Origin of the sequence: Xanthomonas citri pv. mangiferaeindicae, from assembly GCA_002240395.1 — a bacterium.
Taxonomy (GTDB): Bacteria; Pseudomonadota; Gammaproteobacteria; order Xanthomonadales; family Xanthomonadaceae; genus Luteimonas; species Luteimonas citri_A.
In genome coordinates this window covers 722618-737256 of record CP016836.1, presented here as the reverse complement: position 1 = coordinate 737256, position 14639 = coordinate 722618, and the positions used below count along the sequence as shown (strand labels likewise).

Sequence of the window (14639 nt, the reverse complement as noted above, 5' to 3'; positions counted from 1 at the left end):
TCCGATGTCGCGCTTGTTGCGCTGCAAGATGCACCGCGCGTGTCGCCGCTGTTACCGTTTCGGCCCGAATGACCATCGGTGTCATTTCGGGGCGCGGTGCTGATGCCACCGCTCGATGCGCGACACAGGGGAGGAGCCCGACCATGCAAGACACGACCGATCGCCGGAAGACACCGGTTTCCCTGCTCGCGGCCGGCATCGCTGTCGTGCTGGCGTCGCCGGCTTTTGCCCAGCAGGCCGCCGAGGGCCCTGCTCACGTTTCCGACATGGCCGCGGTCACGGTCACCGGCTATCGCGAAAGCCTGCAGAAGTCGCTCGACGAGAAGCGCTACAGTGTCGAGCAGGTCGATGCGATCTTCGCCGAGGACATCGGCAAGTTCCCCGACCAGAACCTCGCCGAGTCGCTGCAACGCGTGGCCGGTATCTCGATCGACCGCGAGGGGGGCGAGGGCCAGCGGATCTCCGTGCGCGGCCTGGGCTCGGACTTCACCCGCGTTCGCCTCAACGGCCTGGAGGCGCTGGCGACGGCCGGCAGCGGCAGCGCCGGCGTCAACCGCTCGCGCGGCTTCGACTTCAACACCTTCGCCTCCGAGCTCTTCAGTCAGGTCAAGGTCAACAAGACCCAGTCGGCGCAGATGGACGAAGGTTCGCTGGGCTCGACGGTCGACCTGCGCGGCTCGCGCCCGTTCGATTTCGACGGGTTCCGCGCCTCGGCCAGCGGCCAGTTGGGCTACAACCAGCTGTCGGAGGAAAGCGACCCGCGCGTGTCGGGCCTGATCAGCAACACCTGGGCCGATGGCCGGGTCGGCGCGTTGCTGTCGGCGTCCTATAGCGAGCGTTCGATCTACGAGGAAGGCTACAACCCGGTGCGCTGGGAGCATGGCAACCACCGCAACTCCAACCAGTCCAATGCCAACAACAACGGCACCTATGGCTTCTGCTCGCCTGCGGGCTATGACCCGCAGACCCCGCGCAATCCCACGTCGGGCGAATTGGGCAACCCGAGCAGCAACAACGGCTACGGCACCTGGGGCGTCGACGCGGCCCACTGCGGCACCGGGCTGCCGCGGCCGGAAGGGTCGCAAGCGAACATCGACGCCTACGAGACCGCGACCAATGCCTGGATCCCGCGCTACCCGCGCTACATCCGCACCAAACACGAGATCGAACGCCTGGGTGTGACCGGCGCGTTGCAGTTTCGGATCAGCGACGACACCCTGCTGAGCTTCGATGCGATGTACTCCAAGCTCGACAAGGATCAGCGCGAGGATTCGCTCGGGGCCAATCTGCACCGCGCGGCCAATCTCGGCGGCAAGACCCAGATCATCGTGCGCGAGGCCGAGGTCGACGAGCGCAATCGCCTGGTCTATGGCGTGTTCGACAATGTTGACTTCCGCACCGAGTCGAGCCAGATCGAGGAGTCGACCGAGTTCAAGCAGTTCAGCCTGCACCTCGAGCACCGGTTCAACGACGCCGTCCGCCTGGACGCCACGCTCGGCCATTCGGTGTCCGACTATGCGCGGCCGGTGTTCTCGATGGTCAGCTTCGACAATGCCAACCTCGATGGTTTCGTGCTGGACATGCGCGGCGATCCACAGATGCCGAGCATGACGTTCCCGTTCGACACCAGCAGCGCCGATGCCTGGTCTTGGCTGGGTTACGGTGCGGTGCCGGTCAACAGCAACGGCACTGCGCGCGGCGCCAACATCAGCGAGGTGCGGCTCAATCCGAGCTACGTGAAGAACGCCTTCGATACCGCCAAGGTGGACCTGGCCGTCGACTTCACCCCGAGCCTGACCTTCCGCACCGGCCTGGCGTGGAAAGACTACGAGATGCGCAGCCAGGAATATCGCCACATCAGCTACGGACGTCTGCCGCAGGCGCTGCCGGCCGGAGTGACCCTGGGCGATCTGAGCACCACGCTCGACGGCTTCGGCAAGAATCTTTCCGGCAGCATGCCGGCCTCGTGGCTGATCCCAGACTTCGATCGCATCGCCGATCTGCTCGATATCTACAGCAACGCCGACAACGGGATGCCCGGTGGCGACTATCGGCTTGCCGGCATCGGCCACTTCGGGTCCTCGAACAACAACTTCGAGGTGACCGAGCGCAGCATGGCGGTCTACGGCCAGCTCGACTTCAACACCGACCTGCTCGAGCGCGCTTTGCGCGGCAACGTCGGCGTGCGCGTGGTCAAGACTCAGATCGACGCGTCGGGCTGGGCGCCGTGCCCGACCGGCGGCGAAGCCAACTGCGAACGCTTCTTCGGCGTTGCCAGCGCGACCGCCGATGCCGGCGAGCGTCTGCTGGTGGGGACGACGGTCGGTCACAGCTACACCGACGTGCTGCCATCGCTGAACCTGTCGTGGGACGTGGCCGAGAACGTCGTGCTGCGCTTCGGCGCCGCCAAGACCATGGCCCGGCCGACCTTGACCTACATGTCGCCCAGCGTCAGCGGCGGGCCGACGAACTTCTTCGACGACGGGCGGGTGTTCTCGATCAACCTCGGCAATCCCAAGCTCGACCCGTTCCGCTCGACCAACTACGACCTCAGCGCCGAGTGGTACTTCGCCGAGGGCGGACTGCTGTCGGCGGCAGTGTTCTACAAGGACATCGACAGCTACGTGCAGCGCACCCGTCTGCTGAGCACGTGGTCGGATCTGGGCTACGCCCTCGAGCTGCTGCCGCCGGGTTTCACGCCCGAGACGATCTTCAACGTGCAGAGCTACTACAACACCCCGGGTGGTCCGCTGAAAGGCTGGGAACTGACCTACCAGCAACCGTTCTCGTTCCTGCCCGGGTTCTGGCGCAACTTCGGCGTGCAGATGAACTACACCCACGTCGATTCGGACATCGAGTACATGTTCAGCACCGCGGCCAACAGCAATGCCTCGGTGGTGACCCAGGTGACCGAGAACCAGTTGGTCAACCTCTCACCCAACTCGTACAACGCCACGCTGTACTACGACGACGGCCGCTTCAGTGCGCGCGCGTCCACCAGCTACCGCGACGGCTACATCGGTGAGGTGCTCAGCCGCGAGAACGTCTGGGACCTGGACGGCAACCAGCTCGCCACGGCCGATGTGACCGGCAAGCACAGCGTGCGCAACGTCGACTTCAACATGTCCTATCGCGTCAACGACAAGCTCAGCCTGACGTTCGAGGCGATCAATCTGCTCGACACCGCCGACCGGCGTTATGTCGACTCGGACCTGATGTTGCCCGACCGTTACACGGTGACCGGGCGGCAGTACTACGTTGGTGCCCGTTATCGCTTCTGAGCCGCCCCTGCGCCGGGCGCGAGGTCGCGTTCGCCGCTGGCCCCGCGCACCGCTGCGGCGCGAGGCACTGCCTGCCTGGTGCGGGCGTGCGGCCGGGTCGGCATCGTCCGACAATCCGTACCCGTGCCGGCTGCGGCCGGTGCATCCGTCGAGGGAGGCAACCGTTTGAATCCGATGTCGATCCGAGTCCTGGCCGCCGCCTGCGCGTTGAGCCTGTCCGCCGCCGGCCATGCGCAGGCCCCCCGGCTGCTGTTCCATGTCTCGGCCGACACGGGGCTGGTGGCCGACGTCGCCGCTGGCGATCCGGTCCCCAACTTCCAGGACAAGGTGCGCCTGGTCGAGGACGGCGTGCGCGGCAGTGCGATCACCTGGGACGACGATGGCGTGCTGTCGTGGGACGCGCCGGGCAACATCGACGCGCAGCGCGGCACGTTGAGCTTCTTCTGGCGCGCGCGCGATCCGGTCGGTGAGGCGCCGTTCGTGATCTTCCGCGTCGGCTATGCCGACCATTCGAGCTGGGACATGGCGTGGCTGCGGATCGACTGGAACGGGCACGGCTTCGATGCGTTCGTGACCGATGCCAATCTTGCGCGCTCTCGGGTGTCGTTCCGCATGGACACGCCGCCTGCGGCCGACGCCTGGACCCACATCGCCTTCGGCTGGGACGAGACGCTCGGCGTGCGCCTGTATGTGGACGGCCGTGAGGTCGCACGCGAGGACCGGCCGGCGAACGCCCAGGCCAGCTTCGATTACGACGCCGGCCTCGACCAGTTCGGGCTGGCCGCGCGCGTGCTTGCGCCGCACCAGGTGCAGAGCCGCTACAACTTTCTGCGCGGCAGCGATTTCGACGACATCCGCATCCACGACCGCATGCTCGATGCGGCCGCGGTCCAGGCCGTGCGCGCGTTCGCCACGCCGACCTCGTCGGTCGCGCCCGCCCAGCGCCAGGCCGCCTGGCTGTTCCGCCACGGCTGGCAGAATGGCGCGGCGCCGCCGCTGCTCGATGCGCCGACCACGTCGATCCGCAAGGTCGAGTTCGCTGATACGCGCGACCTCAAGCAATGGATGTGGAAGGCCACCGACGGCATTGCCGAGACCACCTGGCCCGGTGTCTACAACCGCTCGCGGCTGCGCGGGCGCGACGACTACTTCCAACTGCCGGACTGGAACACCTATGTCGAGGGTGGCCGGGCGCTCGACTTGACCTTGCCCGACGAGCCGGTCAACCGGGTCGAGATCCGCGGCGCCGCCTACGGCCGTGTGCTGGCCGGCGACGACGTGGGCAGCCTGCAGCCGCTGTTCGAACGGCCGCAGGGCATCGTGCGCAGCGTCGACGACTTTCCGCTGCGCCGCGGCGGGCACCTGCGGTTCGCGAACGTCGCCCAGGAAACCCCGATCCAGGAAATCTGGGCGTATCGCGTCGAGGACGCCGACGAGCCGGCAGGCTCGGTCCGGCAGGTCTACACGGTGCGTAGCGACGCCGAGGTCGACTACACCAATCTTGCCGAACTGCGCGGCTACATCGAGGGCCGGTTCGCGCCGGAGGAACGCAGCACCGTCATCGCGCTGCCCGGCCGGGCGGCGTACCGCAAGCGCGCGCCGGCTTCGGCCGATGCGCCGCGGCAACCGGTGGTGCATGTGCTGATTCCCTCGGGCATCGGCGATGCGCCGGCCGCGCAGCCCTTGATCCGCAGCTGGGCACACAGCTGGGAGAACATGTACGACGGGCTCGACGGCATCGCGATCGACCTGCCCGCGCTCGACCTGCCGGCCACGCATACCGTCGACGGCACGGCGGCGATTCCGCTCAACATCCGCATCAAGGACCCGATCTGGCCGGCGCGCGACATGATCGATGTCTCGGTCTCGGTGCGCCCGGGCCAGGCGCGCACGCTGTTTCTGGACATGCGCGACCGCATCCTCACCGACGACAGTCTGTGGATCAGCATCGCCTCGGCGGCGCCGGGCTTCGATGGGGCCGCGCTGGACGGGGCGCAGATCCGGATGGTCTACAAACCGCGCGCCGAGGCGCTGGTCGAACACGTCGCCGACCGCTTCAACCAAGTGCGCGACAACTGGGGCTTCCTGGTCGAGGAGCACACCACGTCCAAGCGCCAGCGGCTCTACGCGCGCGCCTACGCCGACATCAGCGACCTGCTGCGGGTCGATCCCGACCACGCGCTGGGCCGGTTGTACTGGAACTACATGAGCTACAACAGCCAGGGCCGGCCGCCGTTCGTGCAGCCCGAGCCGCCGACCGGTGTGCCGCTGTGGGCGTTCCGCCAGCTTGAGGATCTCAAGGCGGTCCGTCGCTTCGTCGAATGGTGGATCGACGAGCGTCAGGTCCCGTTCGGCGACTTCGGGGGCGGGATCTCCGATGACAGCGACCTGCTGCAACAGTGGCCGGGGCTGGCACTGATGGGTGTGTTGCCTGACAAGCTCAACGCCTCGCTGACCGCGCTGGCCGACGCGGCCTATGCCAATGGCATGTTCACCGGCGGTTTGTCGACGATCGAGACCGACGAACTGCATGCCTACGAGGAAGGCATCAACACCAACAGTGCGATGGCGCTGCTCAACTGGGGCGATCCGCTGACGATGACCCGGTTGATGGACACGGTGCACGACCTCGACGAGAAGATCGTGTTGCGCAATCCGCAGGGGCATCGGCTGTTCTCGAGCAACTGGTTCGGCGGGCGCAAGGTCTACCGGGAACCGCGCTGGCAGTGGCAGAAGCCGTACTCGTTCCCGGTACTGCATCCGGCGTTCGTGCTCGGCGTGTTCAATGCCGACCCGACCAGCCGATCGATGATCACCGAGCTGGCCGACGGCTATCTGGCGCACGCCTACACCGACGAGGCGGGCGCTTGGCAGCTGCCCAACGAGATCCACTGGGCGACCGGCGAGCGGCGCGGCGGCGACCTGTTCGACGGCTCGGGCGGCGCCGACACGATGCACCTGTACTGGGCGGCGTGGCGGTGGACCGGCGATGCGAAGTACCTGCGCCCGCTGCAGTACCGGGTGGACCGCAGCGGCCCGGCCGGTCTGTCGAACCTGGCGGAGAACTATGTCGACGCGCTCGACCGGCGCGAGGACTGGGGGAAGCGCCTGCAGCAATCGGCCGACAGCGGCGAGACCGGCGTGCAGAGCGTGTTCGCCTGGCAGCAGACCGGCGACAAGCGCTATCTCGAGGCGCTGCATGCCGACGGTATCCAGGCCAAGGCGCAGCGCGAATACATGAACACCGAGGGCCACTGGTGGTCGGATCGGGTCGAGGCGCCGAGCGAGTTCCTGCAACGCGCGCGGCTGGGCGGACTCGCGCTCAAGCGCAATACGACCTACCCCGGGCACACGGTGAGCTGGCGCTTCGCCGACGACGCCCAGGCGGAAACTGTCGCGTTGCTGGTGTCGGCACCCTCGCGCGAACGCTTCAAGGTCATCGCGTACAACGCCGGCACGCGCACCGCGCACGCGACGATGACCGGCTGGAACGTCGCCCCTGGGCGCTGGCGGATGGTCAGCGGCGTAGACCGCACCGGTGACGAGACCATCGACGGCCGCGCACAGACGCGCGAGGTGCGGCTCGAATCGAGTGCGTCGGTCGACCTGGCGTTCGCGGCCGGGCAGACCCAGGTGTTCGAGTTCGAGCGCATCGAGGCCGGCACCCCGGTGGAAACGCGTCCGGACATCGGCATCGGCCGCGGCGATGTGCGCGTGGTCGACGGTGCAGTCGAGGCGACTGTGCACAGTCTCGGCCACGCCGATGCGCCGGGCGGCGTGGCGATCCTCGAGACTGCGGACGGGCGCGAACTTGCGCGTGCAGACCTGCCGCCGCTTGCGGCGCCGCGAGACCTGCGTCCGCGCACCGTGACCGTGCGCCTGCAGCCGGCGGGCCACCTGCCCGAAGGCACACGCGTGCGGATCGCGCTGCCGGGCGAGGCCGAAGAAGTCACGCGCCTGAACAACACCGTGCCGGTGCGCTGAGGCGTGCGGGCGTCCGGCCAGCGGCCGGACGCCCGGCCCGGCTACTGCGTGCCGCGCTGCACGAAAGGCGCCTGCCGGTAGAGCCGGCGTTCGCCGCCGCGCGGGTCGTCTTCGAGCCGTGAGGGGGTGTCGAAGACCATCGTCTCCCGGCGCGCCAGGCCGTAGGGCGCCCAGTGCGTCAGGCCGGCGTGATTCGGGTCCCCGAGCGTGCGAACGCCAGCAGGGCGCCCTGCATCGCCGCGGCCATGTCGCGCGCGCGCGCATCGTCGCCGGTGCGACTGCCGGCACGGTCGATGGTGCCGAACACCAACGGAATGTCGAGCGTGTGGAAGGCGCGCATCCGTTCGCCGCCGTGCGGATACCAGTCGAGCTGATAGGCCCAGGTGTTTCGGCCCTGAGCGGCGCGCACCTCCAGTTCCTCGACCGCGCCGCGCCACGAGCGGCCGGCGGTGGTGGCGGCGAAGAACACCTCCGACGGTGTGTAGTCGGGATACATGCGGCGGTACTCGGCGATCACGACCGCCGGGTCGAGGTCGACGAACTGCTGCGTGCGCAACCGCGCCGGCAGCGCGTCCCAGTCCAGGCTGAAGTTGTCCGGATCATGCCCGAGGAAGGCGCGGGTTTCGTCGCGCGTGTTGCCGATCACCATCGGGATCTGCGCCGATTGCTGGGGCGCGTCCGGCCAGAATGGATGACGCGGCAACGTCACGGTGTCCACGACCGGGCCGAAGTACAGGCTGCTGTCCTCGACCCGCGAGGGATCGCGGATGCGCTGCGCGTCGAGCAGGGCCTGCATCGGCATTGTGCGCAGCCGTTCGACGTCCGTTGGCGCCACGCCCAGGGCATCCAGATACAGTCGCGCGCGCTGGTCGGCGGCGCGCGGACCGGCCGCGGTGACCTGCTGCCCGCTCATCGTCCAGGCGCGGTGGAACAGACCGCGCGCGGCCGGCATCGCCATCAGCGTGGCGATCTTCGCGCCGCCGCCGGACTGGCCGAACAGCGTCACGTTGCCCGCGTCGCCGCCGAACTCTTCGGCATGTACCGCGATCCAGTGCAGTGCCTGTACCAGATCGAGCTGGCCGACATTGCCCGACTGCGCCAGCGCCGGGCCGCCGAGGTCGCGCAGCGCCAGGTAGCCGAACGCGTTCAAGCGATGGTTCACGGTGACGACCACGACATCGCCGCGGCGGCACAAGGGGCCGCCGTCGTAGAGCGGATCGCTGCCCGATCCGGTCGAGAACGCGCCGCCGTGGATGTAGACCAGGATCGGCCGGCGCGCACCGTCGCGCAGGCCGGGTGTCCAGACGTTGAGGAACAGGCAGTCCTCGCTGCCCGGGCCTTCGCCGCCGCGCTGCGGTGCGGACGCGCCATAGGCCAACGCGTCGTGCACGCCGCGCCAGGCCGGCGTGGGCGCGGCGGGCATGAACCGCCGCGGCGCGGTGTCGGCGCCGTAGCGCACGCCGCGGAAGACGTGTACGCCGTCCTCGATCGCGCCGCCGATGCGGCCGCCGGCCACGCGCGCGACGGTGGTGCGGGGCGCGGCTGCAAAAGCAGCGGGCAGGGCGGCGAAGGCGCCGGCGAAGGCGCCGGCCTGGAGCAGGCGGCGGCGGTGGGGGTTGGTGGGCGTGTCGGTCATGGGCGAGGAGGCAGGCTGTCGATCCAGTCGAGGGCGAGGTGCGGCCAATGTGCCAACGGGCCGTGCGCGTCGCGCACGCCGAAGCCGTGGCCGCCGGTGGGGAAGACATGCAGCGATGTGGGCACGCCGGCGGCGAGGGCGGCGGCGTGCATCGCCAGCGCGTTGCCGACCGGCACCGCGGGATCGTCCTGTGCGTGCAGCAGGAACAGCGGCGGCGTGCGCGCGTCGACATGGCGCTCGGGCGACAGGCGCGCCAATGCGAGCTCGGCCGGCACGTCACTTGCGGCCAGCAGGCGGTCGCGCGACCCGGCGTGCGCGAGGCCGTCGCGCATCGAAATCACCGGGTAGATCAGCAGTGCGAAGTCCGGGCGCGGGTCCACGAGGTCGATCGCGTCGACCGGCGCGTAGGCCGGCGCCGGATGGGTCGCCAGCCGGGCGGCGACATGGCCCCGGCCGAGAATCCCATCACCCCGATGCGTGCCGGGTCGATGCCGTCATCTCGGGCGCGTGCGCGAATGATTCGCAGCGCGCGCTGGGCATCGGCAAGCGGCGCGTCGGCCCCTTCGGCATGTCGTCGGTCGGGCAGGCGATAGCGCAGCACGAACAGCGTGATGCCGGCCGCGTCGACGAAGGTGGGAATCAATGCAGTGCCCTCCTTGTCGAGCACCACACGCGCATAGCCGCCGCCGGGCACGACCAGCAGCGCCTTGCCATTGGGACGTGCCGGCGCGTACATCGCGAGGTAGGGCGTGCGGACATCCTCGATGATCCGGTCCGGACGTGCCGGGTTTTGGCTGCGCTCGGTGACCCGGTCGCCGCCGTTCGATGCCTCAGCCGCTGGCCACAGCTCGATGCGCGCCTTCTCTGCGATCGGGGCGGCCTGCACTGCGCCGAGGCCGGCGGCGACGAGTAGCAACAGCACACAACACAGCGGGCGGATGGATCTGCGCAGCATGGCGAGCATTCCGACGAGACGTGGTGGCGTGCGACGACTTTTGCCGCACTGCACATTGAAGATGACACCGGTTTACCATACAAGACATTTCCAGCGCCCGCGATCTGCGGCGCAGCAACGACCAGGTCAGGAGATCGAGTTTGAATAACGGCACCGCGCATCCGAACGCGCAGGACGATCCTGCGGACCCGACCCGGGGCATCGTCGACGCCTTCGGGCACGCGCGCCGCAATGGCGCCGCGCTTGCCGACTTCCCAGGGGTCATTCCCGACACGCTGGTCGACGCCTATGCCGTGCAGGACGCCGCGATCGCGGCATGGCCCGACACCGTCGTCGGCTGGAAAGTCGGCTACATCGCCGCCGAGCGGCGCGACGCCTCGGGCGACGACCGTCTGCTCGGCCCGATCTTCCGGCGCAACCTGCAGCAGGCAGGGGCGGCCACGCGCATCGCGGTGTTCGCCGGTGGCTTCGGTGCCATCGAGGCCGAGTACGTGCTGCGCCTGGACGCCGACGCGCCTGCCGACAAGCTCGATTGGAGCCCGGACGAGGCGGCTGCGCACCCGGCCACGCTGTTCATCGGGCTGGAGGTGGCCAGCAGCCCACTGGCGACCATCAATGTGCTCGGCCCGCGCGTGGTGATCTCCGATTTCGGCAACAACAACGGCCTGGTCGTTGGCGGCGAAATCGCCGACTGGACGGGTCTGGACGAAGCGCGCCTGCGGGTGGAGAGTCGGATCGACGGCGAGGTCGTGGGCAGTGGCGGGGCGACTACGCTGCCCGGCGGTCTGCGTGCGGCTTTCGCGTTCGCGCTGGCGCGTTCGGCGCGGCGCGGCCGCCCGCTGCGCCGCGGTGAGCTGATCGCGACCGGCAATGCCACCGGTATCCACGACATCGCGCCTGGCCAGCGCGCCGACGTGATCTTCGACGGTCATGGCACGATCACCGTGGAGGTGGAGGCCGCTGCGCCCCAGACGCCGGGGACGGTCGCATGACCTCGCGTCGGCGCTTTCTGGCCGGGCTCGGCGCGGTGTGCGCCGCGCCGTTGCTGCCCGCCGCCTTGCGTGCCGACGACGGCGCGACCGTGCTGACCGCCACCGACGTGCACGTCGCTGGCTATCCGACGGTCGAGGCGGTGAAGTGGATCGGCGAGACGCTCGAACGCGAGACCGGGGGCCGCGTACGCCTGCGCCAGTACCACTCCGGGCAACTGGGGCGTGAGGCCGAGGCGATCGACATGGCGCGCTTCGGCGCGATCGACATGACTCGCGTTTACGCCGGTGCGCTCAACAACGCTTTTCCGCTGACCACTGCGCTGTGCCTGCCGTATGCATTCGACTCCGTCGCGCATCTGCGTCATGCGCTCGATGCAGGTGTCGCGCAAACCGTGCTCGACGGCTTCGGCAGCCGCGATCTGGTCGGGCTGGCGGTCTACGACAGCGGCGCACGCTGTTTCTACAACACCCGCCACGCGATCCGCACGCCGGGCGATCTGCATGGCCTGAAGCTGCGCGTGGCCTCGTCGGACATGTTCATCGACCTAATGCGGCTGCTCGGTGCCAACCCCACGCCGATGTCGCTCGGCGACACGTTCTCGGGCATGGAGACGCACATGATCGACGGCGCCGAGAACAACATGCGCAGCTTCCATTCCAGCCGCCATTTCGAAGCAGCGCGGTTCTGGTCGCAGAGCGAGCACTCCTATGCGCCGGACATCCTGCTGATCTCGCGCCGCTCGCTCGATGCACTGGCGCCAGCCGACCGCGATCTGCTGATCGACACCGCGCGCGCCTCGGTGCCGGTGATGCGCCGGCTGTGGGACGCGTCGGAGGAAGCGGCGCGCCAGGCCGTGCGCGATTACGGGATCGCGTTCAACGAGGTCGACATGGACGCGTTCCGTGCGGCAGCTGCACCGTTGCGCGAGCGCTACCTGCGCCAGCCCGAACTCCAGACCCTCTACCGTCGCATCCGCGACTTCGCCTGACACACGGGGACCCCGCGATGTCCGAAGCCTCGACTCTCCCGCCGCTGGGCGCCGCCGGGCGCCTGCTCGAGCGGATCGCCCATCTCGCCATCGCCATCGCCGCCACGGCCCTGTTCGGGCTGGTCGTCGTGCAGGGCTGGCAGGTGTTCGCCCGCTATGTGATCAACGATTCGCCCAGTTGGACCGAGCCGGTCACGCTGCTGCTGCTGAGCACGGCGATGAGCCTGGGCGCGGCCGCCGGCGTGCACACCAACCGGCACTTCGGCTTCTACCTGCTGCACGACCACGTACGCCCGGCGGTCCGGCGCGGGATCGATCTGCTGGTGCCGCTGGTGATCGCCGCGATCGGCGCGGTCATCGCCTGGTGGGGCGCGCTGCTGCTGCTCGACGGGCTGCATATCAAGGCCGCGGGCGCGGCGATGCCGCAGAGCATCAACTACCTGCCGCTGTCGATCGGCGGCGCACTGATGGTGGTCTTCGCACTCAACCGTTTCGCATTGGCGCTGCGTCCGCGCGTCGAAGAGGAGGTCTGCTGACATGGCGATCGCGATCCTGTTCATCGTCTTCGCCGCGCTGCTGGTGCTCGGCGTCCCGGTCGCGTTCGCGCTGGCGGCCGCTGCGCTGGCGACACTGCTGTATCTGGACCTGCCGTCGATCGTGCTCGTGCAGCAGATTTCGGCGGGCACCGGCTCGGCCTCGCTGATCGCCATTCCGTTGTTCATCTTCGCCGGCGAAATCATGATGCGTGGCGGCATCTCCGAGCGCTTGATCGCCCTGGCCTCGTCGCTGGTGGGACGCATGCGCGGCGGCCTGGGCCAGGTGTCGATCCTGTCGTCGCTGTTCTTCGGCGGCGTCTCGGGCTCGGCGATCGCCGACGTCTCGGCAGTGGGCGGCACAATGATCCCGCAGATGGTCAAGCGCGGCTACGATCGCGATTTCGCGGTCAACGTCAGCATCACCGCCGCGCTGGTCGCGTTGCTGGTGCCGCCCTCGCACAACCTGATCCTGTTCTCGGCCGCTGCCGGTGGCGGGCTGTCGATCGCCGATCTGTTCGCCGCCGGCATCGTGCCGGCGCTGCTGATGACGCTGGCCTTGATGATCACCGGCTACCTGGTCGCGCGCCGCCGCGGTTACGGCGTGGAGATCTTCCCCGGCTGGCGCGCGGTGCTGCTGCGCACGGTCTCGGCGCTGCCGGGCCTGGGCCTGGTCGCGCTGATCTTCGTCGGCATCCGCGCCGGCATCTTCACCGCGGTCGAGAGTGCGGCGATCGCGGTGGTCTACGCGTTGCTGGTGACGATCGTGCTGTATCGCCAGTTGCGCGTGCGCGAGTTCATCGACACGATCACCCATGCTGCGCGCAGCACCGGCGTGATCCTGTTCGTGATCGCGACCGCATCGGTGTTCGGCTGGCTGCTGGCCTATCTCCAGGTGCCCAGCGCCGCCGTGGAGTTCCTGCAATCGTTCGCGCACAGCAAGCTCGCGGTGCTGCTGATGATCGTGCTGATGCTGCTGCTGCTCGGCACGTTCATGGACCTGGCCCCGTTGATCCTGATCTGCACGCCGATCTTCCTGCCGGTGGCGCGTGCCTACGGCATCGACCCGATCCACTTCGGCCTGGTGCTGGTGCTCACCGGCGGCCTGGGCCTGGTCACGCCGCCGGTCGGCTCGGTGCTGTTCATCGGCACCGCGATCGGCAAGATCACCGTCGGCGAGAGCATGCGTACGATCTGGCCGTTCTGGTTCGCGGGCCTGGGCGTGCTGTTGATCGTGACCCTGTTCCCGAGCCTGTCGCTGTGGCTGCCGGCGGTGCTGCGCGCCGGCTGAAGGCGCGTCGCGGCGTCCGCCATCGCACACGGGCGTTGGCGGACGGGAAAAATTCGACGCTGACCCCGGTTTAACGGGGGGCGCGTTTTTCGGCGGCCTGGGCCCAACGCTCGGCGACCTGGGGCGAGGTCAGGCAGGCGACGTCGTCGGTAACGGTGGTCACCGCGCGTTCGAGCAACTGGATGTCGGCCTCGTGCTGGCGTGCGACGTGCGGGTCCTCGAAGAAGATCGCGCGCCGGCACTGCCGGTCGAGCACCAGGTCGGCGATCTGCGCGTCGCCGCCGAGCGGGCCGCTGTTGAAGCGCTGCGCCCAGGCCTCGCCGACCGGCCAGCCGCGGCGCCAGGCCAGTTCGTTGAGGCGCTGGCCGGTGGTGCCGGTGGCCACGCGGGTGCGAAAGCGCGACAGCAGTTCGAAATGGCGGTCGGCGAAGTCGAGCATCTGCGGCTTCATCGCGTCGTGGGCAATCAGTGCGACGGTCTGGGTCTCGAAGGCATGCAGGTCGTCAGCGCCGGGATCGGGCGGCAGGCCGGCGTGCAGGCGTTCGCACTCGATCCAGTCGCGTGCCGAGGCCACCGTCGACAGGAAGGGCTTGCCCTGGATCACGCACTGGCGCTTGAGCGCGACCGCCTCGGGGAAGATCGACGAGGGGTCCACCGGGTCGATCAGGTAGACCACACCGTCGAGCGTGCGGCCGTCGCCCAGCCCGACGACTTCGGCGACCAGCTTCATCAGACCGCCCTCGCGGCCGTAGGGATAACGCTGCATGCGGCTATGGCCATCGAGCGCGCCGTGACGGGCGATCGCATCGAAGGTGCGGCCGACGACGTGCAGTGCGATGTCCAGTTCGCGGATGCCCGCGCCACTGGCCTGGAGCCAGCGGAACAGGGCGGCGTCGCGGTCGGCATGGTGGCGTCGATTGGCGGCGAGTCCGAGTCGCATGGCAGGTGTGGGGCAGTGGCAGGAGGTGTGCACGCTAG

7 protein-coding genes and 2 pseudogenes are annotated in these 14639 nt (G+C 68.9%); 6 read left to right on the top strand and 3 right to left on the bottom strand.

The features are described 5' to 3' along the window. Window positions 1-197 precede the first annotated feature (197 nt). Both BEN78_03160 and BEN78_03155 read left to right on the top strand, forming a co-directional pair. Window positions 198-3281, top strand: a complete 3084-nt coding sequence (locus BEN78_03160) for a TonB-dependent receptor (GenBank protein ASR44880.1) — start codon at window positions 198-200, stop codon at window positions 3279-3281. Window positions 3282-3455: 174 nt separating this feature from the next. Next, window positions 3456-7265: a hypothetical protein gene (locus BEN78_03155; protein ASR42535.1), complete on the top strand. Its 3810-nt coding sequence runs from the start codon at window positions 3456-3458 to the stop codon at window positions 7263-7265. Window positions 7266-7306: 41 nt separating this feature from the next. On the opposite strand, the pseudogene BEN78_03150 reads toward BEN78_03155, so the two are convergent. Together BEN78_03150 and BEN78_03145 are read right to left on the bottom strand one after the other, a co-directional pair. After that, a pseudogene (locus BEN78_03150) lies at window positions 7307-8901 on the bottom strand (carboxylesterase). Further along, window positions 8898-9865: pseudogene (locus BEN78_03145) on the bottom strand (hypothetical protein). Before BEN78_03145 ends, BEN78_03150 begins: the two co-directional pseudogenes overlap by 4 nt. A 191-nt stretch (window positions 9866-10056) precedes the next feature. On the opposite strand from BEN78_03145, the gene BEN78_03140 reads away from it, so the two are divergent. From BEN78_03140 to BEN78_03125, 4 genes are read left to right on the top strand one after another with little or no spacing between them, the layout of a single operon-like run. Then, window positions 10057-10848: a 2-keto-4-pentenoate hydratase gene (locus BEN78_03140; GenBank protein ID ASR44879.1), complete on the top strand. Its 792-nt coding sequence runs from the start codon at window positions 10057-10059 to the stop codon at window positions 10846-10848. Beyond that, entirely contained in the window at window positions 10845-11837 is a 993-nt protein-coding gene (locus tag BEN78_03135) for a C4-dicarboxylate ABC transporter (protein ASR42534.1), read from the top strand. Before BEN78_03140 ends, BEN78_03135 begins: the two co-directional genes overlap by 4 nt. A 17-nt stretch (window positions 11838-11854) precedes the next feature. Continuing rightward, on the top strand, window positions 11855-12373 hold the full coding sequence (locus tag BEN78_03130) for a C4-dicarboxylate ABC transporter (protein ID ASR42533.1): 519 nt from the start codon (window positions 11855-11857) through the stop codon (window positions 12371-12373). Between the two features lies 1 nt (window position 12374). Next, complete coding sequence (locus BEN78_03125) at window positions 12375-13661, top strand: hypothetical protein (GenBank protein ID ASR42532.1); 1287 nt, start codon at window positions 12375-12377, stop codon at window positions 13659-13661. 70 nt (window positions 13662-13731) lie between these two features. Here BEN78_03125 and BEN78_03120 read toward each other — a convergent pair whose 3' ends face one another. After that, complete coding sequence (locus BEN78_03120) at window positions 13732-14601, bottom strand: methylglyoxal synthase (protein ID ASR42531.1); 870 nt, start codon at window positions 14599-14601, stop codon at window positions 13732-13734. Between the last annotated feature and the right edge of the window lie 38 nt (window positions 14602-14639).